Annotated in this window: 31 protein-coding genes and 1 pseudogene; 8 read left to right on the forward strand and 24 right to left on the reverse strand. The window is 37.4% G+C overall.

Going from position 1 to position 21,390, the window contains the following annotated elements; translation table 11 throughout:
* Positions 1–294: 294 nt before the first annotated feature.
* Positions 295–717, forward strand: a complete 423-nt coding sequence (locus AA0X71_RS13820) for a ferritin-like domain-containing protein (protein ID WP_413355887.1) — start codon at positions 295–297, stop codon at positions 715–717.
* Between the two features lie 44 nt (positions 718–761).
* On the opposite strand, the gene AA0X71_RS13825 is transcribed toward AA0X71_RS13820, so the two are convergent.
* From AA0X71_RS13825 to AA0X71_RS13920, 20 genes and pseudogenes are all read right to left on the reverse strand, one after another.
* On the reverse strand, positions 762–1,100 hold the full coding sequence (locus AA0X71_RS13825) for a RyR domain-containing protein (RefSeq protein WP_413355888.1): 339 nt from the start codon (positions 1,098–1,100) through the stop codon (positions 762–764).
* A 12-nt stretch (positions 1,101–1,112) separates the two neighbouring features.
* On the reverse strand, positions 1,113–1,655 hold the full coding sequence (locus AA0X71_RS13830) for a site-specific integrase (protein WP_413355889.1): 543 nt from the start codon (positions 1,653–1,655) through the stop codon (positions 1,113–1,115).
* Positions 1,656–1,675: 20 nt separating this feature from the next.
* Complete coding sequence (locus AA0X71_RS13835) at positions 1,676–1,846, reverse strand: hypothetical protein (RefSeq protein ID WP_413355890.1); 171 nt, start codon at positions 1,844–1,846, stop codon at positions 1,676–1,678.
* A gap of 35 nt (positions 1,847–1,881) precedes the next feature.
* A pseudogene (locus AA0X71_RS13840) lies at positions 1,882–2,238 on the reverse strand (DUF1064 domain-containing protein); the annotation flags it as partial.
* On the reverse strand, positions 2,201–2,386 hold the full coding sequence (locus AA0X71_RS13845; RefSeq protein ID WP_413355891.1) for a DUF6011 domain-containing protein: 186 nt from the start codon (positions 2,384–2,386) through the stop codon (positions 2,201–2,203). The pseudogene AA0X71_RS13840 and the gene AA0X71_RS13845, both read right to left, overlap by 38 nt.
* On the reverse strand, positions 2,386–2,730 hold the full coding sequence (locus AA0X71_RS13850) for a hypothetical protein (RefSeq protein ID WP_413355892.1): 345 nt from the start codon (positions 2,728–2,730) through the stop codon (positions 2,386–2,388). Before AA0X71_RS13850 ends, AA0X71_RS13845 begins: the two co-directional genes overlap by 1 nt.
* Before the next feature lie 12 nt (positions 2,731–2,742).
* The gene (locus tag AA0X71_RS13855; RefSeq protein WP_413355893.1) at positions 2,743–3,246 is read right to left on the reverse strand and encodes a hypothetical protein; all 504 of its coding nucleotides are present in this window, start codon (positions 3,244–3,246) and stop codon (positions 2,743–2,745) included.
* The gene (locus AA0X71_RS13860) at positions 3,243–3,443 is read right to left on the reverse strand and encodes a hypothetical protein (RefSeq protein ID WP_413355894.1); all 201 of its coding nucleotides are present in this window, start codon (positions 3,441–3,443) and stop codon (positions 3,243–3,245) included. Before AA0X71_RS13860 ends, AA0X71_RS13855 begins: the two co-directional genes overlap by 4 nt.
* A gap of 206 nt (positions 3,444–3,649) precedes the next feature.
* A complete protein-coding gene (locus tag AA0X71_RS13865) occupies positions 3,650–4,660 on the reverse strand; it encodes a hypothetical protein (RefSeq protein WP_413355895.1) in 1,011 nt (336 codons plus the stop codon).
* A 15-nt stretch (positions 4,661–4,675) separates the two neighbouring features.
* Positions 4,676–5,377, reverse strand: coding sequence for an MBL fold metallo-hydrolase (locus tag AA0X71_RS13870; protein ID WP_413355896.1), 702 nt, complete (start codon positions 5,375–5,377; stop codon positions 4,676–4,678).
* The gene (locus tag AA0X71_RS13875) at positions 5,377–6,270 is read right to left on the reverse strand and encodes a recombinase RecT (protein WP_413355897.1); all 894 of its coding nucleotides are present in this window, start codon (positions 6,268–6,270) and stop codon (positions 5,377–5,379) included. Before AA0X71_RS13875 ends, AA0X71_RS13870 begins: the two co-directional genes overlap by 1 nt.
* A 1-nt stretch (position 6,271) precedes the next feature.
* Positions 6,272–6,961, reverse strand: a complete 690-nt coding sequence (locus AA0X71_RS13880) for a hypothetical protein (RefSeq protein ID WP_413355898.1) — start codon at positions 6,959–6,961, stop codon at positions 6,272–6,274.
* The gene (locus AA0X71_RS13885) at positions 6,913–8,256 is read right to left on the reverse strand and encodes an AAA family ATPase (RefSeq protein ID WP_413355899.1); all 1,344 of its coding nucleotides are present in this window, start codon (positions 8,254–8,256) and stop codon (positions 6,913–6,915) included. The genes AA0X71_RS13880 and AA0X71_RS13885 overlap by 49 nt, the downstream gene beginning before the upstream one ends.
* The gene (locus AA0X71_RS13890; RefSeq protein WP_413355900.1) at positions 8,231–8,464 is read right to left on the reverse strand and encodes a hypothetical protein; all 234 of its coding nucleotides are present in this window, start codon (positions 8,462–8,464) and stop codon (positions 8,231–8,233) included. The genes AA0X71_RS13885 and AA0X71_RS13890 overlap by 26 nt, the downstream gene beginning before the upstream one ends.
* Before the next feature lie 80 nt (positions 8,465–8,544).
* Positions 8,545–8,736, reverse strand: coding sequence for a YqaI family protein (locus AA0X71_RS13895; RefSeq protein WP_413355901.1), 192 nt, complete (start codon positions 8,734–8,736; stop codon positions 8,545–8,547).
* Between the two features lie 218 nt (positions 8,737–8,954).
* Positions 8,955–9,161: a hypothetical protein gene (locus AA0X71_RS13900; protein ID WP_413355902.1), complete on the reverse strand. Its 207-nt coding sequence runs from the start codon at positions 9,159–9,161 to the stop codon at positions 8,955–8,957.
* A 167-nt stretch (positions 9,162–9,328) separates the two neighbouring features.
* The gene (locus tag AA0X71_RS13905) at positions 9,329–9,592 is read right to left on the reverse strand and encodes a helix-turn-helix domain-containing protein (RefSeq protein WP_413355903.1); all 264 of its coding nucleotides are present in this window, start codon (positions 9,590–9,592) and stop codon (positions 9,329–9,331) included.
* Positions 9,593–9,671: 79 nt separating this feature from the next.
* On the reverse strand, positions 9,672–10,439 hold the full coding sequence (locus AA0X71_RS13910) for a BRO family protein (protein WP_413355904.1): 768 nt from the start codon (positions 10,437–10,439) through the stop codon (positions 9,672–9,674).
* A gap of 11 nt (positions 10,440–10,450) precedes the next feature.
* On the reverse strand, positions 10,451–10,726 hold the full coding sequence (locus AA0X71_RS13915) for a group-specific protein (protein ID WP_413355905.1): 276 nt from the start codon (positions 10,724–10,726) through the stop codon (positions 10,451–10,453).
* Positions 10,727–10,738: 12 nt separating this feature from the next.
* Entirely contained in the window at positions 10,739–10,885 is a 147-nt protein-coding gene (locus AA0X71_RS13920) for a hypothetical protein (RefSeq protein ID WP_413355906.1), read from the reverse strand.
* A gap of 68 nt (positions 10,886–10,953) precedes the next feature.
* Here AA0X71_RS13920 and AA0X71_RS13925 point away from each other — a divergent pair, with 68 nt between their 5' ends.
* The gene (locus tag AA0X71_RS13925; protein WP_413355907.1) at positions 10,954–11,082 is read left to right on the forward strand and encodes a hypothetical protein; all 129 of its coding nucleotides are present in this window, start codon (positions 10,954–10,956) and stop codon (positions 11,080–11,082) included.
* Positions 11,083–11,352: 270 nt separating this feature from the next.
* Here AA0X71_RS13925 and AA0X71_RS13930 read toward each other — a convergent pair whose 3' ends face one another.
* Positions 11,353–11,604 (reverse strand): helix-turn-helix transcriptional regulator, encoded by a 252-nt coding sequence (locus AA0X71_RS13930; RefSeq protein WP_413355908.1) that lies wholly within the window; start codon positions 11,602–11,604, stop codon positions 11,353–11,355.
* 158 nt (positions 11,605–11,762) lie between these two features.
* Here AA0X71_RS13930 and AA0X71_RS13935 point away from each other — a divergent pair, with 158 nt between their 5' ends.
* The 5 genes from AA0X71_RS13935 to AA0X71_RS13955 all read left to right on the forward strand — a co-directional run bounded on the left by AA0X71_RS13935 (position 11,763) and on the right by AA0X71_RS13955 (position 15,318).
* On the forward strand, positions 11,763–12,185 hold the full coding sequence (locus tag AA0X71_RS13935) for a helix-turn-helix domain-containing protein (protein ID WP_413355909.1): 423 nt from the start codon (positions 11,763–11,765) through the stop codon (positions 12,183–12,185).
* 81 nt (positions 12,186–12,266) lie between these two features.
* Positions 12,267–12,710, forward strand: a complete 444-nt coding sequence (locus AA0X71_RS13940) for a hypothetical protein (protein WP_413355910.1) — start codon at positions 12,267–12,269, stop codon at positions 12,708–12,710.
* A 36-nt stretch (positions 12,711–12,746) separates the two neighbouring features.
* The gene (locus AA0X71_RS13945) at positions 12,747–13,334 is read left to right on the forward strand and encodes an ImmA/IrrE family metallo-endopeptidase (protein ID WP_413355911.1); all 588 of its coding nucleotides are present in this window, start codon (positions 12,747–12,749) and stop codon (positions 13,332–13,334) included.
* Positions 13,335–13,355: 21 nt separating this feature from the next.
* Positions 13,356–14,267, forward strand: a complete 912-nt coding sequence (locus tag AA0X71_RS13950; RefSeq protein ID WP_413355912.1) for a hypothetical protein — start codon at positions 13,356–13,358, stop codon at positions 14,265–14,267.
* 94 nt (positions 14,268–14,361) lie between these two features.
* Complete coding sequence (locus AA0X71_RS13955; protein ID WP_413355913.1) at positions 14,362–15,318, forward strand: hypothetical protein; 957 nt, start codon at positions 14,362–14,364, stop codon at positions 15,316–15,318.
* Here AA0X71_RS13955 and AA0X71_RS13960 read toward each other — a convergent pair.
* Positions 15,302–15,502, reverse strand: a complete 201-nt coding sequence (locus tag AA0X71_RS13960; protein ID WP_413355914.1) for a hypothetical protein — start codon at positions 15,500–15,502, stop codon at positions 15,302–15,304. The genes AA0X71_RS13955 and AA0X71_RS13960 overlap by 17 nt on opposite strands.
* A 154-nt stretch (positions 15,503–15,656) precedes the next feature.
* On the opposite strand from AA0X71_RS13960, the gene AA0X71_RS13965 reads away from it, so the two are divergent.
* Positions 15,657–16,763, forward strand: a complete 1,107-nt coding sequence (locus AA0X71_RS13965; RefSeq protein WP_413355915.1) for a tyrosine-type recombinase/integrase — start codon at positions 15,657–15,659, stop codon at positions 16,761–16,763.
* Positions 16,764–16,811: 48 nt separating this feature from the next.
* On the opposite strand, the gene mutL is transcribed toward AA0X71_RS13965, so the two are convergent.
* Together mutL and mutS are read right to left on the reverse strand one after the other, a co-directional pair.
* Positions 16,812–18,650 (reverse strand): DNA mismatch repair endonuclease MutL, encoded by a 1,839-nt coding sequence (gene mutL, locus AA0X71_RS13970; protein ID WP_413355916.1) that lies wholly within the window; start codon positions 18,648–18,650, stop codon positions 16,812–16,814.
* Between the two features lie 20 nt (positions 18,651–18,670).
* On the reverse strand, positions 18,671–21,244 hold the full coding sequence (gene mutS / locus AA0X71_RS13975; RefSeq protein WP_413355917.1) for a DNA mismatch repair protein MutS: 2,574 nt from the start codon (positions 21,242–21,244) through the stop codon (positions 18,671–18,673).
* Positions 21,245–21,390: the final 146 nt, after the last annotated feature.

A 21,390-nucleotide genomic window follows, 5' to 3' on the forward strand; every position in this document is an offset into this window, starting at 1 on the left:
ACAAAAATAGGGTTCCCCTCCTAACCTAGTAAACTTAATAATTCATTTGTTCAAAACAGGCTTGAACTTTTAGTACTCCTCCATCACAAAATTCATAAAATTAATTAAAGTAACTAATTGGGAGTGATTTTGAATGATTTTTCTACATCCTTTGCATCACCATTTCATGCAGTGGTGCTGCGACACTTGTTATGACGATCTTGGAAGACCAAGACTTTGTAACTGTAGACCTGATTGTTATGCTTATTTTTCTAATCACCCTTACTACATCTGGTAATAAAAGGAGTTGGTAAAATGAACAATCATTATTTGACTTATTTTCCAAGAGATAACAATCTCGTTTCTGACATAGCAAAAGCAATCGATGGTGAATATTCAGCAATTGCTTGCTATAAAAAACTGGCAAACATTGCTCCTACTCAAAAAGCTAAAAATGTTATTACAGAAATTCGAAAAGATGAAAAAATGCATTTCAATGTGTTCTCTAATATTTACACCCAACTTACCGGTCAAAAGCATACCCCAAAAATTACTGAACAATGTCCTAATGAATATCTAGCAGGTATTGACTTTGCTTTTAATGATGAACAAGAAACTGTTGATTTTTATTTAGATATTGCTAAATTGACTACTGATCCTTATATAAAGGAGCAATTTACAAGAGCAGCTAGTGACGAGCAAAACCACGCAGTCTGGTTTTTATATTTTTTAAGATAGAGGTAAAATAAGTACCTCTATTTTTTATTAACCAAATACAAAATCTATTTCTTAAACGTGTCGCAAACAGCTGTAAATAATAAATCCTTTGTCCTTTGGTATTTAGGAAGTTCTTCATATCGCATGATGCAAGGGTGCGTTTTCGCCACCGGATCCTTCACCTTCCCATAAACCCAACCTTCATCTAGCTTTTGCTTTAACCAGCTTTCATGTGACATTTCAGGGGTAACATCATTTTCAAGATGAAACTTTACTCCATTAACCGCCGATGACTTTTGCCATTCTGGAGCTTCCTCCCACGTAGGTTGAGACAAATCACCAATACTTTCGCAATAGGCCTTATTGACGTTGTGACAAAGCTCTGCTATTTGTTCGATTTTCACTAAAATTCCTCCTCATAATGTGAATCCATCTACTTTTTCATCGATAATGTCCTGCGTAATGCCTATATAGCGCATAGTTACAGCAGGAGACGAATGGTTAAATATCTGTTGTAACACCGCAACATCTTTATACTGCTGATAAAAGTGATATCCGAACGTCTTTCGCAAGGTGTGAGTACCAATCTCATCGAGCCCAACTTCACGAGCTGCAGCATTTAATATCTTCCATGCCTGGACCCGATGAATGCGTTCCGTTCCTCTTCTCGATTGAAAAAGGAAAGCCGCACTGTCTTTATCTCTAGTAAACTGGCTAATATGCTCCTGGAGCTCGTGGTTAATCTTGAACCGCTTTAACTTACCCGTCTTTTGTTCGGTGATCACGATATGGCTTTTACCCCTTACGTCGCTTACTTTTAGAGCAAGCAAATCACTTATCCTTAATCCGGTGTTAATTCCCAAAACGAAGAGAAAGTAATTTCTGTAATGCTGCCGCATCAAGACTTCTTTCATTGCCGCAATTTTCTCGACATCCCGAATCGGTTGTACGGTCTTCATAACACTCACTCCTTCAAGTTTTACTTAAATTCGTAAGCTCCAGAAGCTTTGTATAGGACACCGTGCTTTTTGCAATATGGATTTTCCTTGCGTATCTCTTCCTTTGTTTTTCCTTCCTCGTAAACGACAAGGATCTGCAACTTCTCCTGGTCAAAACTGATTGCTTTGGTTTCTACGACTCTCCTTGCCACAATCACACCTCCAAAAATTGTCCATTTTCGTATTTTAGTAGTGTGATAGAATCTAGATATAGCCGTTCAAATAGCTTTCTTTTTATCTGAAACTCCTTAGTCAGTGCTCCCTTGATGTCAATAATTTCAGTGGATCCATCAAGCTTAATAACCTCGAAATCAGCTACATATTCAATCTTGCGAAAGGTCTTCCCATTTTTCTTAAACCCCTCTTGGAGTATGTATCTAGGCTGGAGTTTGAAATCCTTTATTTGTTTTGACTGTTTAAGCCATTTCAATTGGTTGTAGTAAATTGCCTCTGCCTTAGAATCGAATTTTATGCCATCCACCACAGTCTTCTGATTGCCGTATTTATTACGCTTCTTGGGCTTTTGGTATTCCTTGTAGGACATTCTTTGCATCTTTATCGAGCTCCATTTTCAATTGATCATCATCGGCATTATCTTTTAGATTTTCTAATTTCCGTGCACACACAGGACCGATACCTTTTGCAATGCTTTTTGGACTCTTTAACGGACGACTGCACATTGGACAAATCATTATATGACCTCCAAATCACAGTCTCTAACCTTGTGAATGCCCCTTAAATCGCAAGCAACTAAATATACGGTTTCATAAGTCAGATCTGAGACAAAGAAGTATTCTTGTGGATCACCCTCGATATTCTGCGCTTCTTCAAGCACACACTCGATTCCTACTCTTCTCTTCCCTACCAAAATGCCTGTTTTATGATTTACTAAATCTTTCTCAACAAGCTTTTTTATTTTCAACTGGCATGTTTCTTCAAGTTCCTTTTCCTGCTCTGGCGTAAGGTAATGAAAAGAAGCTCCGTCATGACCTTTAACCAGGCATTTCTTAAATCTCACTTGCTGGCCAAGTTTCACGATTTATCCCTCCTAATAAGCCTTTCCGCCATGTTTGTGGGTCCTTGTCTTGTTGTATTCCATTTTTTTCTTGATGTGATATTCAAGGTCAATACCTTTGGAACCGCAAAGATCGAATACTCTAATGCAAACATCTGCAAGTTCTTCCGCAAAATCCCCATCCCAACCTTTACGATCAGCTTCTAACGCTTCGCTAACTTCGCTGTGTATAAGAGCAAGGAGAGTGCCTGTTTCTCTTTCCTCATCATGCCAACCCTTTGATTTAGCCGTTTCATAGGCTTGTTTACACAATTCATTTATTCTCATATCCATCACCTTTCTCATTTGTGCTATCCAGCAGCTACTATGCGTGTGCTCCACAAATACTTGCCTGTTATAGGCATCCCTATCAAATATTTTTCCATCCCGCGAAAACTCCGTTAATGGGAAAACAACCTCAAATCCTCTTGCCACTAAATCATCTATGGCTTGCTCTGCTTCATACTTCCGAGTTCTGCGGATTGTAATTGGTTTCATGATTTAAAGTACTCCTCACCTACGGCATTTCGAATCTTTTCAAGTGTTTTAGGACCAATCCCCTTCACCTCGGGGAGAACAGCAAACTTAGTGGCGATAAACTCTACAGCCGTAGCAATCCCGACATCCTTACCGCTCTTAAACCCTTGGCTATAACCCTCTGTGAATTTCTTTTCTAGCAGTGGGTTCTTAGCCATTAGAACCAGCTATTTGCATCCGTATCGACGTCAATCTGACGAAAAGAAGCTAAGACTAACTCTTCTTTCAAACGGTCATAATCGAGAGAATCTAAGTTCTCCCCGGTACTCGACTCATAAACATTTAACTTGTGCAGCTCGTCAATTAGATACTGGCGCTTGTGCTCGATCACTGTTTCATATAGGACTCCCACTAGACCACATCCTTAGGCTTGATATTTTTTAAGACGCTCCTCGAGCTCCTTCTTTCTTGCCTCTGCATCTTCGGTGTGTAAAGGGGTGACGTTGTTAGGCTTGTCCTCGTTCTCGTCGAACCAATCTGGAAGCTGTTCTGTTCTGATTGGTTTGGAACGACCAGTTCGAGATTTATACGGTTTTGGATTGCTAGATTTAAAATCTTTTGCTAGTTTTTGAGATTCTAGCTTGTTGTGATGCTTATCTAAAATGGCACCAACGCAATAGGATAGACCGTTTATCCAGTCTCTAGAGTGTTTTGGTTGGTAATCATCGAAGACCTCTTTCATGTAAGTAAGCGCGTCTTCTAAGGGAACGCCACCAGCAAGAATTTCTTTTGCTGAATTTTCGTCGATGGGAGAAAATTGCAATCCCTTCCCCCTCAGTTGGATAAAACGATCAAGTATCGCCTTTTCTGCTAGAACAGAAGTTTGTGATATTTCCTCTGACGGCACAGAGTCACCCAATGGGCCGGTCGTAAGCACCCCGTCACTTTCTTCTGGCGATGGCACGCTATTAGCAGATAGAGGATCAAGATCATTCTTAAAACATTCTTGATCATTCTTGTTTATATCCACGAGGTGATCCCTAGCTGTTACCTCACTGTTACCCTCACCATCTTTACGTTGGTAAACTTCCCAATTTAACAAGGTTATAAGTGTATACTGCCTGTTACCCTTACCCCTATCTATTTGGATCATGGACTGTTTCTCAAGCCACTCTAAAATCGTAGCCACTGTTTTGGGGTTAGGTTCTTTCCATTTCACCCCCTCGTACCATCCGATTTTCTTTGCAATATCCCTGATTGATGTAAGATGTTGACCTGCCTTGATGGTGAGAAAGGTTCCATCTCTCATAGGAATCGTATTGTCCTGATGGTTAACGATGTATTTGAGATATTGCCATGTTCGATGATAAAGAGGGGGCATCATCCATATTGCGCTGCTGAGCTCTTTTCGGTGGTCTTTGATATACCCCTGCATTGCTTCCCTCCTAAATTAAGGGATAAAAACTAACTTACCTGTAAGTTGCATGATTTCTTTTTTAAATAGCTCTTCATCTGAATTGCTATCACTTAAATGCAGCAACCAGATTTCTTGCACCTTTGACAAATCATTTGCAAGAAAGAATTCCTTCACGTTCTCCAGGCTAAAATGCGATTGTTCTAACCTTTTTTTCATGACCTTTGGTAAACGCCCATCGATAATGTTTTGTATCAGAATCTCCCGGGAATAGTTGCATTCCACCATGATGTGAGTGAGTCCCTGAAACTTGTATTTGATGTAATAGGTGTCAGTGGCGAATAATAGCTTCTCCCCTTCTTGATTAACGAGAAGGAATCCTAATGGTTCTGAAACATCGTGCTGTACATCAAACGGAAGTATCGTCCATGTACCTAACTGAAACTGCTCTTTAGCCTTAATAGGTTTAATTCGGTGATGAGTAATCCCTAAAGCTTCGGCAGTTCCATGCGACGTGTAGACGTCGATTCCAGCCTTTAAAACATCCTTGATACTTTTACAATGGTCGCCATGCTCATGTGTGATAAGGCACCCAGCAACCTCTGACATCCTGAAACCAAAACCCTTTTGTATTTCGCGATAGTTGATCCCACACTCCAATAGGAGGGGAGTATGACCGTCTGTGACACGGTAACAGTTCCCCTTACTACTGGATGCGAGTGCTGTAATTTCAATCATTACCATTCCGGCCCATTTGGTGCAGAATCAAATAATTCTTCTTGTTGGACTTCCTTCTCTTGCGAAACCTCTATAATTTCAGGCTGTCTCTTTAATGGCTCGGGCTTTTTGACATCAATGACCTCTTGATTAGACTTTTGCTCGATTTCTTTTTGAGTATCATAATCTGGATTAATTTCTTTACGCTCGTTGTCATATTCATTTTCTGTGGAGCGATTAATAGCATCGACAAGTAGGTCACTGTCGTCTGATGTGTTGATGAAGGCTTTAGCAGCCCGATTGATGACAGTACGTTTCGCCATTTCTTGCGGAAATTTCTTGTGAACACCCTGACTAGTCTTCGATTGCCCCCATGCTGTATCTATTTCTTTTCTTGTCATAACTGTTAATAATTCTTCATCATCATTTGTTTTGACTACGGCATATGCCCCAAGAATTTCTTTGTCTCGGTTTAAGAAATTGGTCTCATGTTTCAGTAACTTCTCACGACCTCCGTCAATTTCGTAATCGAACACATCACCTTCGAAAATAACGTTCGCCCAAATGTCCTTTACATTGTTCAAACGTTTTAGGACAGCCTGTGTACCAAAATAAGAACGATTTAGTTGTAACTGGTTTCCGTAAACAACGAAATAGCATTGTGTTTTTGCAGGACTTAAACCTTGAGTAACCATATCCAGTAATGAATTAGCTATTGATTCTCTTGTACAAACTTCTAATGCCGGTTTCCCAGATTTATCTTTCACTTCCTGTAGTTTGAAAAACGCACTCTTTAAAGCGTTGCTTGCATTGTAATTAGGAGGCAGAACTAAGCCTTCGTCTTGCAACCTCGTTAAGCTTCTGTTTACGTCATCTGTTATATCCTTTTGGATGATGGCCACTGAATTGGACATATTAGATAGCCTCCTTCATTTCATCTGATTCCACTACGACCCTTAATTGCTTATCATCTTCAGAAACATTCAAGCTGATTGTTTGAGATTTAGTCTCGAACAGTTTCGTAACAGATTCACCGTTATCGATGAATATAGGAGCATAAAATCCGTAGTGCTCAGATAGCGTATTAATGATATCTAAGCCGCTGTTGATTTTAGCAGCGTCGTTTAATCCCGCATCGTAAGGTACACCTTTATAAGTGGTCACGCAGGTTTCCTTAAGCCCACCGTTGATCTGCTGTTCAAAGAGTTTGAAACGAGCATGTTTAAATTTGCTGTTAATTTTATCTGTAAGAAGATTCACTTTTGCACGAATAAATTCTTCTGTGAGATAGAGTTCTTCTTCTAGTTTTTCATATTCGGCCGCAAGCTCTCTTTGTTGCTTTTCAAGTTCTTTTATGCGGTTATTAGTTTGTTCAGCCAAAGCGAACTTTCCGATATCAGCTTGAAGAGAATCACGTTTTTCTCTCAATTTCATTATTTCCATTTGAATCTCTTGCACCTGTTTATCAGTTGATTGTCGAAGCTGTTTGATATCCTCTTCTAACTTCTGCTTCTCTTGAAGCTTTCCAGTGTATTGAGGATTATCCAAAATGTCGGTTACGAGGCTTTCTTGCTGTTGAAGTTCTCCTCCAAGCTTTTCAAGCAAAACCTTTTTTCAGCAATTTGACCATTTAATTTCTCGTACTCTTTAGCAAGCTTTTCATTTTCCTGAAGAATTCCTTCTTTACGTTCCTTGCCTTTTTTCCCTTTAGAATTTATATCTTCAAGCTTCTGAGCTTTCTGTAGATTAAATTGGGATAGTGCTTTTTCTTTGGCAGCTTCCACCTGTTCTTCTGGTAGAGCTTGTCCGCAAGCAGGGCATTCACACGCATCTGTATGAGTGAATTGATGATCGTTAATCTCATTCCATGCCTGGCGTAACTGGACCAAATTTGTCTCAATATCCTTGATGTTTTCATCGTTGTAGCGCTTCTGGGTTTTGAGGTTCTCAAGCTTTGATTCTAAGATTGATTTATTGGATTTCTCTTCCTGGATACGCGCTTTTAATTGATGAATTTTTTCTTTCGAATCTGAATCATGATCACGTCTGATTTCTAGCAACTGAATCTCAATTTCTTGAATTACCTTTTGTTTATCAGAAATTGACTTACCGTTTTTTATGCTATTAATTTGGGTCATTTTATCGTCAATTTTTGTATTAAGGGTACTCACCTCAGCTTTTAGAACCTCTTTGTTCAGACCGTTGGTGTCTGGCTTACTGCGAGTAATTTCATCGATCCGAACAGGAATTTTCTCAAGCTCCTTATTAATATCCGAACGACGAGTTGCAATGATTTTCCGGTGATCCTCAATAGTTTTATCACCTAGAATATTTGGAAGCTTGGCTAATTTTTTATCAGAAGAAATTACTTCTAAATCATTGACATCACCACATATCTCTAAAAGTATTTTTCTCCTCTCGTTCCAAAGTAGTCTTTCATTGAAATAGGATGGTGAAGTAAGAAGTTTGAACACATCTTCTTGGACGATTGAATTAACTTTGTCCTCGTATTCGTGCTTTTTAGCAGGTACTCCATCAATAAAATATTTGGTTGTATGACCTGTAAATTCTGATGTAGCAGAACCACGTTGTTGAGTCCACTTCTCGGCATATACTTTTCGCAGCGTAAGTTGCTTTCCATCAAGTAGGAAAACACCCTCAACCTCGTGGTCTAAATTGTGAATTACTTCCCCATTCTCAAGTGTTTTGATGCCAAATTCCTTTTTGTTTTTGCTGTCTTTATCAAACAGTAACCATACAAAACCGTCGAAAGTGGTAGTTTTACCTGTTTCGTTATCCCCAAAAATTTTAGCGTTGCGACCGCGAAGATCTAACACAAAATTTCTTGCTCCCTTAAAATTCCTAAGTGTTAATTTATGCAGTTCTAATCGTTTGGCCATGAACTAATTCCCCCTCATTTTTAACTGTTTCTAATGCTTGTCGAACCTCTTGAAAGGCTGGTTCAACACTTTCAAAAATCAGCGTTTGTGCAAGTTTGTAACTGCCTGAATAATGCCCTGGATTATTATTGACGGCGACCTTGTGCAACCTCATTTGAAGCTCAAGATTGTTTAACGCTACTTCTAAACGCATAAGATTTTCTTGCATAAATGTGCTCCTTTCGAATAAAATGTAAGTAACAAATAATTTTTAAAGTGTTCGACCTCTTGCTGCTAACAAGGGGTCTTTTATTTTGCCGTTTGAAACTGAAACCCTTTGACTTCGATTAGGTAATCTTCCAGCCGAGCTTCTAGTACGATTTCACCGTTGGATGGGTCAATTACGATAGAATCGCCTATCAAAATTTCATTCCCGTAGTAGTCGATTCCAAAATGCTCTGGTTGATCCACTACGTTGGCTAGTCCACTTTTTTCGGACATCTTTAAGCCTCCTCTCTTATGTAATTTGATGCTTTTCATTCGCATCGTTGAAGCTAGAAAAGGAAAATGGTGTTGGTGGGGGAAAACCTTTCCTAGCCTCAACGACGAGAACAAAAGTTCTTAATGCTCTTGTCGCTCCCTTCTACTCGTGGTAGAATGGAAGTAAGTTATTGTTGTAATGCGATATGGTTGATTTAAAGCAGTGAGCTGTGCCGAGCTTACTGTTTTTCTTTTTCTTCTTTTGCATATTCAAGTGCATTTTCAGCTAGTTCGATAATTTCTTGATACTCTAATGATGTCTTTCCATCTATTTCGCCATAGCGAATAGTACTTTTTATCCCACCCAAGAAATATGGATAGAATTCTTTATAAACTCCGGTTTTTAGTGCTTCATCAGTTATGTTTTTGAGTTTTTCGTAATTCATTTGCTCTCACCCTTTCATCACTTAAAAATCCACCGACTATCATTCCGAAGAAGAAAACTCCTAAAAATGCAAAGTAGTAAGACATTATGCAAATCTCCTCGCCCAATCGATTTTGATACCAGCCGCCTGAAGCTTTTTAATGAGCTGGTCTAATTTATCCCTTTTGCTTATATCCATAAGACGAATCCTCCTAATAACGGCATGAGCTGTTGAATCAAATTAATTCCGTCCATGCCGTATATAAATGCAACTGCAACCTCTGGTGTTTGCGTGTTCGACATCCAAGCTTGAAATATTGATATGGTTGGTTCCTTGTTGTCTTTTTCATATTTCGATACGTCTGATTGATTGATGAATAATCTATCTGCCAACTCCTCTTGACTGAATCCTGCTCGAACTCGACACGCTTTCAATATCGCGCCGAATTTCATATGTACTTCTCACCCCCCTTTTATTCCAGAATGGAATGTTCATTCTTTATGAATCTAGTAAAATTTATATATGAAGGAACTAGATTGCTAGATTATTCCGACTCTCTTTTTTGAGACGATTAATAATGTACATCTGACCTTTCGGAGTGACTCTCATTGTGAGCCAGGCATGGGTGCCGCCAGCGTTTTCTTTAACTCCTTGAGAGATTTCAAAATAACCTCGGTCAATGTACTCTTGGTAAGGTTCGTTCTTACCTTGGAAAATCAACTTCCATTCACGGAGTTTTTGGTAGAGTCTTCGTTCTCCTATCATGACTCCTTGTTTGGATGCTAGTTTTGCTAGTTCTCTCACCAGTAGCGATTTGTCATTAGCCATACATGTTTCAGCAAAATTGACTAACGGCTGCTGTTTTTTGATAGTTTGTTCAGCTATGGAGCGCTTTTCCTGTTCAACTTTTAATTGAGTTGCAAGGGTAATGATGGTATCTGGATTAAGCAGGACCTCTTCTATTTTTTGTGGTGTCATGTATGTACCGTGTTTTCTGATAGATGGGAGTACATCCTGCTTAACCCACTTTTTAAATACTTTTGCTTCCGGCTTACGACTAGCAAAGATTAATTCGTAAAGGCCTGATTCGTTAACAATTGAATAACTTCTGTTCTGTCTGCCGTCGTTTAAAACGACATCGGCTTTTTCTTCGGGTTCCAGCCTTGTTAATGCGTGCCGGCTATTATGAATTTCAAGAATTTCACATACATCTTTTGCAACAAACCATGGTTCTTCATTTTGAATAACCATTCTTAATTCTTCACCTTGGAAATCGAAAATACGTTGAAGTTCTGTCATGAAATAGCCTCCTATTTAAAATATGGCGTTTGTTCGCTTAACCATTGGAGCAGAAATTTTTCTGTTTGTTTTGCTGGGAACAACCATTTCCGACCTACTTTGAATTTTGGAAAACGTGCATCAAAAAAGAACTGCTCTTTTATAAATGGTTCGCTCATGCAAGTCTGGCGACAAAGCTCTTTCATATCCCAAAAGACTGTTCGATTCGCAATTTCATCAAGGTGTTTTTGAAGTTCTTCATGAAATTGGTGTTCAATCTGTTTTTGGTCAATTTGAACATTTAGCAAGTTTCTCACCTCCTAGGGTTGGATATTTTCAAGTAGGTCCACAATTTCCATCAGCTGATTGATCACATCATCATTGGTGTAGCCATCGTTTATCATCATGGCCGCATACAATACCTTGAGTTTTATCTCTGCCCAGATGACTTTTTCTGTGATGTTCATGGTGTCAGCTCCTAAAAAGGAATTGTCTCTTTCCATGTCGAAATATGACATTAGAAGGAGGTGATTCAATGGCTAACAAAAAGCAAACTTCTAAACCAGTTGCTAGTAAAGCTAGCAAGATTCTTAAAGATAACAGATATAGCAAAACTTCTAAGAGTGTAGCTGGGAGTGCTCTGTCTCAAACTAAGAAGAAATAACTTGAAATTTATCTTCAGCAATTTCGATTGAGACGATCATCGATGTAGTAATGTACGCTGTGAATGTGTCAGACTTCACGCCAATGAAATCCTCTGGCACATTTGCCCTAATCCAAGTGGGTATTTCGTTTGATAATTCAACATTTTCTTATTCATCACCAGCGACCAACACCAATCGCTTTACCTTGAGCAGTGAATTCTACCTCTTTTTGGTTATGCTGTTTCGTTATCAACTTCGCAAAATGATGTTCATGATGTGGCTTCCTTAAGCTAAGCTGTGTTTTTACCCAATTTTTTGTTGGGTTGTTGTTCAAAAAAAATATCGTTTGGATTTGCTTCGAATAATGAAGCGATCGCAAAGGCGATGCTCAACTTCGGAGTTCTTACTCCTTGTTCAATCATGCCATAATAACTTTCAGTAATTACAATATCATGTTGTTTATCCAAAAGGTCTACCACGCCTTTTTGAGTAAGATTAAGTTTCTTTCTATGAGCAATTAATTGTTCTCTACGTTGACTCATATCGCACCTCCCAACGTTTTGTTGTTTTTAGTTTACCCAACATTTTGTTGTGAGTCAACCCAAAAACACAATTTTTTGTTGTGTTTTTTCAAAAAACTTTTAGAACCCAACTAACAGTTGTATAATGACAGTAAAATAAGGTTGTGAGGAAGAGGAAAATGTCAATACTAGCTGAAAGATTAAAGAAAATAAGAAAACAGCATAAGTTGACGCAGAAAGATGTTGCAGACTTTCTAGGTATGACCGAAAGTGGCTACGGTTACTATGAACAAGATCGCAACAAGCCGTCATTAATTACTTTGAAGAAACTTGCTGAAAAATATAATGTATCCGTTTCTTATTTTACTGATGAAGCAGATGAGAAAAACAACGTAAGTATAGCAGGTAAGGAAATTCAATTATCACCAGATGAGCTAAAAATCTTTGAAGAATTAAGAAAACACCCTATCCTTTTCAATGATCTTGCATCAGATCCAGAGTCTAAAGTTAAGGAACTCATCAAGTTATACAAAATGAAAAAAATGTTCCTTGAAGATGATGAGGAAGAGTATGGAGAAGGATTTGGAGACATCGAAGATTAACACGATCACAAGATCGTGTATATTTTTATCATACATATGGTAAAAATGTACTGTTTTAGGAAAAAGAGGTGATATCGCTTCATGAGTATTAAATATAGGAAGATAGGCTCCTTTTTCTTCGTTTTGTTATTAATGACATTTTTGACTGCGTGCAATGATGTTAAGTCAACCATTACAACTGAAGAAGATTTATCTCTTTTTACTCAAAAAGCAGCAGAAGTATATAACATATTGGTTTTGGCACAAAACGAAGGTAGGGACACCAAATTAGAAGAAGATGTAATTATAGAGAGTTTTTTCGAGGATTATGACTTTGATTCAAATTTCTATAAGAATATTGATGGATCAGATTACCACGATTATAGAGGATTATATTTAAGCCTACTTTCAATGCAAATTGACCAAGGCCAAACCGCTGCTAAATATGATGTAAACGCACCAGATAACTTTTGGAAAGAACAAGAAAATGCAAGATCCTACTTTTTAAAGTTTGATGCATTAATTGAATTAACTAAACCAGAATAACAAAACGCTTTTCTTTCAACTGGAGATGTTATTGTCATGCAGATAAGAGAATTAATTGTTAAATCAGACCACTGGGAACAACAAGCAAACAAAGTCCTCTCCCACTTTAATTATAAACATCCAGATGAAATCGACATGTATGATATTTGCTGGAGACACGGGGTATCAGTAAAGCCTTTAGAGTCTGACTTCTTAGATCCGCAATTAAACTACGAGTCTATTAAACATCTGAAGGCTTTCTCTATCCCAAAACCAAAAGCAAGAAAAGGTACCATCTACTTAAGACCTGAGTTAAATTCTGTAGAGAAGAAGTTATTGCTAGCCGAAGAATTCTGTCATTGCCACTCACATTATTCTTCTCAACTAAATATGGACAAGCATTCTATTTCTAAAATAGAAAACCAAGCGAAGAGAATGGCTGCTTACTTACTCATGCCTGCTAAGTTTTTAAAACGGGTGTATGCAGCTGCTGTTAATGAACCTGTTCTTATATCGGACATCGCTGACCATTTCGTCGTGACTGAAGAATTTGCTCAATATCGGCTTGAGTTAACTTATCAGCATCAGGTTGATGGATTCGCATCTTTGAAACAACGATTAGGTAGTATTGAATGGTTCAAGTAAATTGATGATGGAGTTAAAAAAATGAGTGATTTAAAATTTATGGATATATTACAATATCTTACCAAAATATATGAAAACGGTATAAATGGTCCAATTGAGTTTGTAGTTGTATTTACATTATTTTTCATTTCAGCTGCTTTTATTATTAGTAAACTAATAAATATCATTTCTTTATCTAACTTTGACCGTTTTTTTATCCCTAAGAATAAAAAGACTCTTCAAGCTCTCATTCTAAAGGTTGGTGAATATCTATTAATTCCAACTGCGTATCTAGCTTTCGGAATACCAATTTTATTTATCAGTTTAACAATTCCTAATATTGTTCAGTTTATTCTTATTTCCTTATTAGTAGTTTTCACTTCTTCCTTATTTATATTGCTACTAAATTATATTTTTAAAGATTCTGCTTTTTTATGGTTATTCAATAAAATGTATCAACTCATTAAATGGCTTTTAACAAAAATGCAATTAAATAATATCCTTAAAGAATTAATTGAAAATAGATTCATACAAAAATTTAAAAGATGTTTAAAATTTATATTTGTTGCAAAAATCTTAGAAATTAACTTCTTTTCAGGTATATTCTTATTTGGTGGAGTATGGGCCATTCTTTTCCAAATGACACCTGAATACCATGCAATTAATTACAAATATTATATAGCATTATTCTTTTTTCCTGCTATATTAACAGCATTGTATAGACAATACTCAGAGAAGAAAAGTACTGAAATATCGTATGTTTGTGAAGACATTAGTAAAAATGAGTTTAATGATTCAAACCCTTTTATACGATACTCTTTGGATCAAGACAGAATTATTTATTCTGAGAAAGATCCAGATGATTATAAAATTTATTATGTTTATGACCGTTCAACAGACAAATATATGCGTTTTACTAAAAAAGGAAATGAAGTGAGTACAACAAATAATTAAATGAGAAACCTCTTCAAAAATTCGTCAACATCGCCCAATTTTTGGCTTTAATTTTAACTTAGAACAGAACATACATTTGATCGGAGGAATATAAATGAAAGAAATTATTTATCTGGACACTGACTTAATGAATTCGATGTTGGCTCAATTAGACGAAGGACTTATCAAAAGTTTTTCTCTTGAACAATGGGACCAAGAAGTTTTGACTGCTGGACAACAATCTGCGAGAGGAAAAAGTGCGGGTGTAAACGGATCTCTATCTACTGGTACCGGCGCTGTACCTGGATTTAATTTGAATTTCGGAGCAAATCTTGGTAACAATGGCAATGAAATGAAACATGATTCTCGATCAATACTGGATAGCCAAAAGGACATTTTGAATAAAGCATTCCATGACTTCGCATTAGATTTACTAATTAAAAAATTGACTGAAAAATGTATGATTAATGATAGCGATGATTTGATCGAGGGAGATATACACACAGGAGAATCTTCCTTCAGATTTTATGATTTTGAATTAATTAGAAAATCAATGGATTATAATGCTATGAAGGAAATCATACTATCTGAAGTTAATGTTCAAGAGATGACCTTCGAAGAAGCAAAAAAAATTGTCAGCAAACAAAAACCAAATGCGAAAGATCGCGAAAATATGGAAGTAGCAAAAAAAGTAGTTTCTGCGCATCAAGCTGCTAAACCAATGATCGAAATGTTTAAGCAATTAAATAGCCTTAGTTTATTCGCTACGAGCCTTTTGGAGCATCTATCTATATTAAAAGCTGAAAATAAGATTGGACTGCTAAAAAAGAAGTACTTAAGGGAATCTCCGGAGGCTCTTTCATTCAGAACAGATCAAAGTAGAAAAGTGAAATTTTTAGTGAGGGTAATAGGCAGTAAAGATATTGTTTACAATGGATTTAACCTACCTACGTTGTCTGAAAGTGATTTAGATGCTATTCCTAATATGATGTTAGATATTATATTAGGTTCCTTTAACATTATTCTAAGAGGAGACTTACTTGTTACCCCAATTGCTATTTATTACGAATGAAATCAAAGTGCTTTATACGTTTATTACTAATTTCGTTGAATTTTTTGGATTTTTTCTTTATTGAGTTATTAATTTCAGATGATTTTATTTTATTGTTGGAAACCATTGCTTCATACTCGTTATCAAGTTTTTTCATCTCTTTTAAAGTATGACTAAGTGTTTTTCCTACTTTTCTTGAAATCATCTAAAACACCCCCCTCTAGATTCATTATTATCATATCATGTAATAAAATATTCTAACAACAACAACTTTGCTTCATTTTTCCTTCCCTTTTTCAATAAAGGGAACCTTTATTTACTAAAAATAGAACATATATTCTTAAGAGGAGGATTTACAAATGGCAAGCTTCAGAAAAAGAGGAACTACTTGGCAATATCGTATTAAATATCAAGATCCAGTCACAGGAAAACCAAAAGAAAAATCGAAAAGTGGATTTACAACGAAAAAAGAAGCACAGATCGAGGCTGCTGAAATTGAAAAAAAACTTTACTTAAGGCAACATACAATCATACAAAGCCAAGAAAAACTAATAAAAGACTGGCTAAGTGAATGGTTAGAAGTTTACGGCCAACAATGTGAAAAGAAAACTCTAATCAACAGAGAATGGTATACAAACAAACACCTAATCCCAAACCTAGGAAATTATAAAATGAATCAATTATCCAAGGTTGAATATCAAAAATTTATTAATATTCTTATAGACCAGGGTTTTGCTCGAAAAACCATTCAAACCATCCATTCAATTTTTTGTACTGCCATTAATAAAGCTGTTGAATTAGAAATGATGTCACACAACAAATACAGAGGAATCTCGATTAAGTTTGATGAAGAAGACAAAATAAACTACTTAACCAGAGAAGAAGTAGATGTGTTTATGAACGCCGCAAAGAACTCCCCTTTTCATCACTACACAATGGCTTCCATTCTGTTAAGAACCGGTTTAAGAAAGGGAGAAATGCTTGCGTTAACCTGGAATGATATAGACCTCGAAAATAATATAATCTCAGTGACGAAGACTCGAAGTGACTACGGGGTGAAGAAACCAAAAACAAAATCCAGTTATCGGAAAATTGGAATTGACGATACATTGGTTTCTGTTTTAAAACAATATCAGCTCTGGCAAAAGAAAAACAAACTAAAGTATGGACAGAACTATCAGGAATCTGAATTTGTCATTACAAGTCCTAATGGGAAAGCGCTTGGTGAGTATGGAGTCAATAAAGCGATAGATTCAATTTTAGCAAAAACGGATCTACATCACATTACTCCTCACGGTTTGCGCCACACTCATGCCATCATGTTATTAGAAAGTGGAGCTGATATTAAATTTGTTAGTGATCGTTTAGGGCATGCTACTGTCAATATGACAGCTGATGTATATCTTCACATTACAAAAAAATATGAGGAAGCAAATTTGCTCAATTTGGAGGCATATTTGAGTTAAAGTGGGCAAAAAGTGGGCAAAGAGGTTTCTATGCGCCTAGAAACCCCTCTACATCACACGTTTAAACATCTTCTCCATTTCATACGTGGAGTAATGAATGATAATCGGTCTTCCATGTGGACATGTAAATGGATCAGATGATCGTCTTAATTCATCAAGCAATGCCTGAATTTCACTCATTTGCAAATAGTGATTAGCTTTTATCGAAGCTTTACAGCTCATCATGATCGCTGCTTCTTCTCTTAGCTTTTTAATATCTACTTTTTTCATAGTAAGGAGCTGTTCAAGCATTTCTTCAATAATTTCTTTTTCCATTCCTACTGGGAACCATTGTGGATGAGAACGGGCAATAAAGCTATTGATTCCAAAAGGCTCTAAAAAAACGCCTACTTCTTCAAGTTGATCTTTATGCTCGTCAATTTTGAGCGCTTCATCTGCTGAATATTCAAAAGTAAGTGGAACGAGCATTTCTTGAAGTTCACTTTCCACTTGTCCAACTTTCTCACGATAAAATTCATACTTAATTCTTTCTTGCGCAGCATGCTGATCAATGATATAAAGCCCCTTCTCATTTTGGGCCAATATATACGTTCCATGCATTTGTCCTATCGGATATAAAGGTGGAACCCGTGAATCTATTTTTGCTTCTTCTTCCATTTCGGCTACAGGTACAGACACGGACTCCATGACCTCATCCTCAATAATTGGAGTCAGCGCTGGTGGCTCTTCTCTTTCCACAGGTTTCGTATCCCAATGAATTTTCTGCGGTTCAATCTCCGGCAAATCTGCTAAAGGAAAGGTTGGCTGAGATTCTTTCGCTACTGGCAAATGATCAAGATCAAACGATGGTTGCTCTGTTTTTACCACTTGCTTTGGTTCACGTTTCAAGCCTTCAGGGATAAGCTCTTTCCTGTGGAAAGCATCCTTAATCGTCTTTGTCACAAGCTGATTTAATTCAGCCTCTTTGCTAAAGCGGACTTCCATTTTTGATGGATGAACGTTCACATCCACTAGAATTGGATCCATTTCCACATTTAGCATAACGATTGGAAAGCGTCCAATTGGGAGTAAAGTATGGTAGCCCTCTTGGATCGCTTTTACTAATGGATAGTTTTTAATAAATCTCCCATTCACCATTGTTGTAATATAGTTTCGAGACGCTCTCGTAATTTCGGGTAGGGCAAGCCAACCACGGAGCGTAAAATCAAGTGAACTCGCTTCAATTGGGATCATTTTTTTGACAATATTAAGCCCGTAAATAGAAGCAAGCACTTGACGTACATCTCCATTTCCATTCGTATGGAGAAGCTTTCGATCATTGTGAATAAGGCGGAAAGACACCTCTGGATGCGAAAGAGCAAGTCGATTAACAATATCGGTAATATTCCCAAGCTCTGTATGGACTGTCTTCATATATTTTAGGCGAGCTGGTGTATTGAAAAATAAATCAGCCACAATGATGTCGGTACCTTTGCGACTCGATGATTTTTCAAACGTTTCTACATGTCCTCCTTCTAACACAAGACGAGTCCCTTCCTCTCCTGTTGATGTCTTAATTTCCACACGGGAAACAGATGCAATACTCGGCAGAGCTTCCCCACGAAACCCGAGAGTTCTAATTCGAAATAAATCTTTATCATTTTTAATTTTACTTGTCGCATGTCGTTGGAATGCCATTAATACATCCGACTCTTCTATGCCGTCACCGTTATCTGTGATGCGAATTTTCGCCAAACCTGCTTCTTCCACTTCGATTTCGATAATCGTACTGTTCGCATCGATAGCATTTTCCACTAATTCTTTCACAACAGAAGCAGGTCTTTCTACTACTTCTCCAGCGGCAATTTTATTTGAAAGTAAATCATCTAACTGAATGATTTTCCCCATCTTTGCCACCTCCTAAACTGTTAGCCTTTTAATTTTTTATGGAGCTCATAAAGAGTGTTCATCGCTTGCATTGGTGTCATCTCTAGAATATCGATTTCTTTAATCTTCTCCAATGCTTTTTTCTCCTTAGAAGTGATAGGAGAAGCCTCTTTGATTACTGGTTCATCAAAGAACGATAATTGATCATTTTCTGATTTAAGAGCTTGTATATTTTCCCCTTGACTCTCAAAGTTTTCAAGAATTTCATTCGCTCTTTCAATAAGAGAAGTTGGAAGATTAGCGAGCTGTGCAACATGAATTCCATAGCTCTTATCAGCTGCCCCTTCTTTAATTTTATGAAGGAAAACAACCTTACCATTGTGTTCGATTGCACTGACATGGACATTTTTTAGCTGATTTAACTCTTTATCAAGAACCGTTAACTCATGATAATGGGTTGAAAATAAAGTTTTCGCTCCAATTTTTTGATGAATGTGCTCAATAATGGCCTGTGCAAGAGCCATCCCGTCATAGGTTGAAGTTCCACGACCGATTTCGTCGAAAAGAATCAAACTATTCTCCGTTGCATTTTCAATCGCGTTATTCGCTTCGAGCATTTCAACCATGAATGTACTTTGACCAGAAATCAAATCATCTGCCGCCCCAATACGTGTGAACACTTGGTCGAATATCGGAAGTGTCGCTTCAGTAGCAGGTACAAAGCATCCGATTTGCGCCAAGATCGCTGTAAGAGCAATTTGTCTCATATACGTACTTTTACCAGACATATTCGGTCCAGTGATCAGAAGTACTTCTCGATCCCGATCCATGTAGCAATCGTTTGGAACATACTCTTGAGCTTTCATCACTTTTTCCACAACTGGGTGTCTGCCATCCTTCAAAACAATGATTCTTTCATCCGAAAATTGTGGCTTCACATAATGCCTTTCTTCGCTAATGGCAGCAAAACATTGAAGGACATCGATTTCACTTACAATTTTCGCTAATTGCTGTAATCTCGGGATATAGCTCTTCACAAACTCTCGAATTTCAGAAAATAGCGTATATTCTAGCTCAACGCTTTTTTCCTCTGCTTGTAAAATAAGAGCTTCTTTTTCCTTTAAGGCCGGCGTAACAAAACGCTCTGCATTCGTTAACGTTTGCTTTCTTTCATATTGCCCTTCCTCAAGCAAATGGAGATTTGCTTTCGTGACTTCAATATAGTAGCCGAAAACACGGTTATAACCAATTTTCAACGATTTGATGCCTGTTTTCTCCCGCTCTTCACGTTCTAACTGGGCAATCCATGTTTTTCCGTTTCTACTTGCATCACGATAACGATCTAACTCTTCGTGATATCCATCTTGAATAATGTTTCCATCTTTTATTGATAGAGGCGGGTTTTCAACGATTGCGCGTTCTAGTAAATCGACGACTTCTTCACAAGGATCAAGCTGTGCAGCTAAAAGTTCTGCTTCTTCATGATTCATTTGCGTAATGATATTTTTGAGATGTGGTATTTGATGAAGTGAACGTTTTAATTGCATCAAGTCACGGGCGTTTACGTTTCCAAAAGCGACTCTTCCTGCCAACCGTTCTAAGTCATATACCTCTGTTAGTTTTTCACGCATGTCCTGTCGTTCGAAATAATGGGATATGAACAACTCAACGAGAGCTTGACGTCTTAGGATATCCTTTTTTTGAATTAACGGTCGATCGATCCACTGTTTCAGTAGTCGGCCACCCATTGCTGTCTTCGTTTCATCTAAAAGCCATAACAAGGAACCCTTCTTACCTTTAGAACGAATGGTTTCAGTAAGTTCTAGGTTTCGTTTTGAATAATAGTCAATTTTCATAAATTGCTGAATCTCATATGATGAAACAGGCTGTAGGTGATCCAACGATCTTTTTTGTGTTCGGTACAGATAATTGAATAATCTTGAGATCGTACTCGTAAGCTTAGACTCTTCCAATGCGTTAAAAAGTGGTAAAAAGCTTTCGTTTTCGATTACATTGTCTTCAAAAGACAGTGTAGCAGCAAAGCGTTCACGTATTTTAAGTTGAAGTGCCTCATCTAACTCAGATGGAATCACGACTTCCTTTGCACCTGAAAGGGAAATTTCATTTAAAACAAGGTCAAAATTTCCCTCTAGCAACGTAACTTTGCTTTCACCAGTAGAAAGATCACTATAACCAAAGCCATAGCTTCCATCAGTAAAAGGACTTAATGTCGCAATAAAGTTATTTTCTTTCTCTTGTAAACCGCGCCCCTCCATCATCGTTCCGGGGGTAATTAACTGTACAACTTCACGCTTGACAACCCCTTTAGCCTGCCTTGGATCCTCTGTTTGCTCACAAATGGCCACTTTAAATCCTTTTTCTACTAATCTTTCTATATATTGAGGGGCAGCGTGATAAGGAACTCCGCACATTGGAATCCGCTCATCCGATCCACCTTCACGACTTGTTAGCGTAATTTCAAGTTCCTGAGACGCCTTAAGTGCATCATCAAAAAACATTTCATAGAAATCTCCTAAACGAAAAAATAAAAAGGCATCTCGGTAGTCTGCCTTCACCTGTAAATATTGTTGTATCATCGGCGTATATGTTGCCATGCTAATCCTCCAAAACTAATCTCTCATTAATGATTCTTATTGGTCTATTATATCATAGCTAAATTCGAGCGGAAACGGTTTGCATCCATTACCAAATTGATTGCTAAAGATTATGAATCTAGGTAAAATTTGTATAATCAATCTCT

It is taken from the genome of Robertmurraya phoenicis (assembly GCF_047302285.1).
Classification (GTDB): Bacteria; Bacillota; Bacilli; order Bacillales; family Cytobacillaceae; genus Robertmurraya.

Excerpts from the sequence above, each read along its gene's own strand:
- AA0X71_RS13820 (WP_413355887.1), top strand. The coding sequence starts at position 295 with ATGAACAATCATTATTTGACTTATTTTCCAAGAGATAACAATCTCGTT.
- AA0X71_RS13830 (WP_413355889.1), bottom strand. The coding sequence starts at position 1,655 with ATGAAGACCGTACAACCGATTCGGGATGTCGAGAAAATTGCGGCAATG.
- AA0X71_RS13845 (WP_413355891.1), bottom strand. The coding sequence starts at position 2,386 with ATGATTTGTCCAATGTGCAGTCGTCCGTTAAAGAGTCCAAAAAGCATT.
- AA0X71_RS13855 (WP_413355893.1), bottom strand. The coding sequence starts at position 3,246 with ATGAAACCAATTACAATCCGCAGAACTCGGAAGTATGAAGCAGAGCAA.
- AA0X71_RS13860 (WP_413355894.1), bottom strand. The coding sequence starts at position 3,443 with ATGGCTAAGAACCCACTGCTAGAAAAGAAATTCACAGAGGGTTATAGC.
- AA0X71_RS13865 (WP_413355895.1), bottom strand. The coding sequence starts at position 4,660 with ATGCAGGGGTATATCAAAGACCACCGAAAAGAGCTCAGCAGCGCAATA.
- AA0X71_RS13870 (WP_413355896.1), bottom strand. The coding sequence starts at position 5,377 with ATGATTGAAATTACAGCACTCGCATCCAGTAGTAAGGGGAACTGTTAC.
- AA0X71_RS13875 (WP_413355897.1), bottom strand. The coding sequence starts at position 6,270 with ATGTCCAATTCAGTGGCCATCATCCAAAAGGATATAACAGATGACGTA.
- AA0X71_RS13885 (WP_413355899.1), bottom strand. The coding sequence starts at position 8,256 with ATGGCCAAACGATTAGAACTGCATAAATTAACACTTAGGAATTTTAAG.
- AA0X71_RS13890 (WP_413355900.1), bottom strand. The coding sequence starts at position 8,464 with ATGCAAGAAAATCTTATGCGTTTAGAAGTAGCGTTAAACAATCTTGAG.
- AA0X71_RS13895 (WP_413355901.1), bottom strand. The coding sequence starts at position 8,736 with ATGTCCGAAAAAAGTGGACTAGCCAACGTAGTGGATCAACCAGAGCAT.
- AA0X71_RS13900 (WP_413355902.1), bottom strand. The coding sequence starts at position 9,161 with ATGAATTACGAAAAACTCAAAAACATAACTGATGAAGCACTAAAAACC.
- AA0X71_RS13905 (WP_413355903.1), bottom strand. The coding sequence starts at position 9,592 with ATGAAATTCGGCGCGATATTGAAAGCGTGTCGAGTTCGAGCAGGATTC.
- AA0X71_RS13910 (WP_413355904.1), bottom strand. The coding sequence starts at position 10,439 with ATGACAGAACTTCAACGTATTTTCGATTTCCAAGGTGAAGAATTAAGA.
- AA0X71_RS13920 (WP_413355906.1), bottom strand. The coding sequence starts at position 10,885 with ATGAACATCACAGAAAAAGTCATCTGGGCAGAGATAAAACTCAAGGTA.
- AA0X71_RS13925 (WP_413355907.1), top strand. The coding sequence starts at position 10,954 with ATGGCTAACAAAAAGCAAACTTCTAAACCAGTTGCTAGTAAAGCTAGC.
- AA0X71_RS13930 (WP_413355908.1), bottom strand. The coding sequence starts at position 11,604 with ATGAGTCAACGTAGAGAACAATTAATTGCTCATAGAAAGAAACTTAAT.
- AA0X71_RS13935 (WP_413355909.1), top strand. The coding sequence starts at position 11,763 with ATGTCAATACTAGCTGAAAGATTAAAGAAAATAAGAAAACAGCATAAG.
- AA0X71_RS13940 (WP_413355910.1), top strand. The coding sequence starts at position 12,267 with ATGAGTATTAAATATAGGAAGATAGGCTCCTTTTTCTTCGTTTTGTTA.
- AA0X71_RS13945 (WP_413355911.1), top strand. The coding sequence starts at position 12,747 with ATGCAGATAAGAGAATTAATTGTTAAATCAGACCACTGGGAACAACAA.
- AA0X71_RS13950 (WP_413355912.1), top strand. The coding sequence starts at position 13,356 with ATGAGTGATTTAAAATTTATGGATATATTACAATATCTTACCAAAATA.
- AA0X71_RS13955 (WP_413355913.1), top strand. The coding sequence starts at position 14,362 with ATGAAAGAAATTATTTATCTGGACACTGACTTAATGAATTCGATGTTG.
- AA0X71_RS13960 (WP_413355914.1), bottom strand. The coding sequence starts at position 15,502 with ATGATTTCAAGAAAAGTAGGAAAAACACTTAGTCATACTTTAAAAGAG.
- AA0X71_RS13965 (WP_413355915.1), top strand. The coding sequence starts at position 15,657 with ATGGCAAGCTTCAGAAAAAGAGGAACTACTTGGCAATATCGTATTAAA.
- mutL (WP_413355916.1), bottom strand. The coding sequence starts at position 18,650 with ATGGGGAAAATCATTCAGTTAGATGATTTACTTTCAAATAAAATTGCC.
- mutS (WP_413355917.1), bottom strand. The coding sequence starts at position 21,244 with ATGGCAACATATACGCCGATGATACAACAATATTTACAGGTGAAGGCA.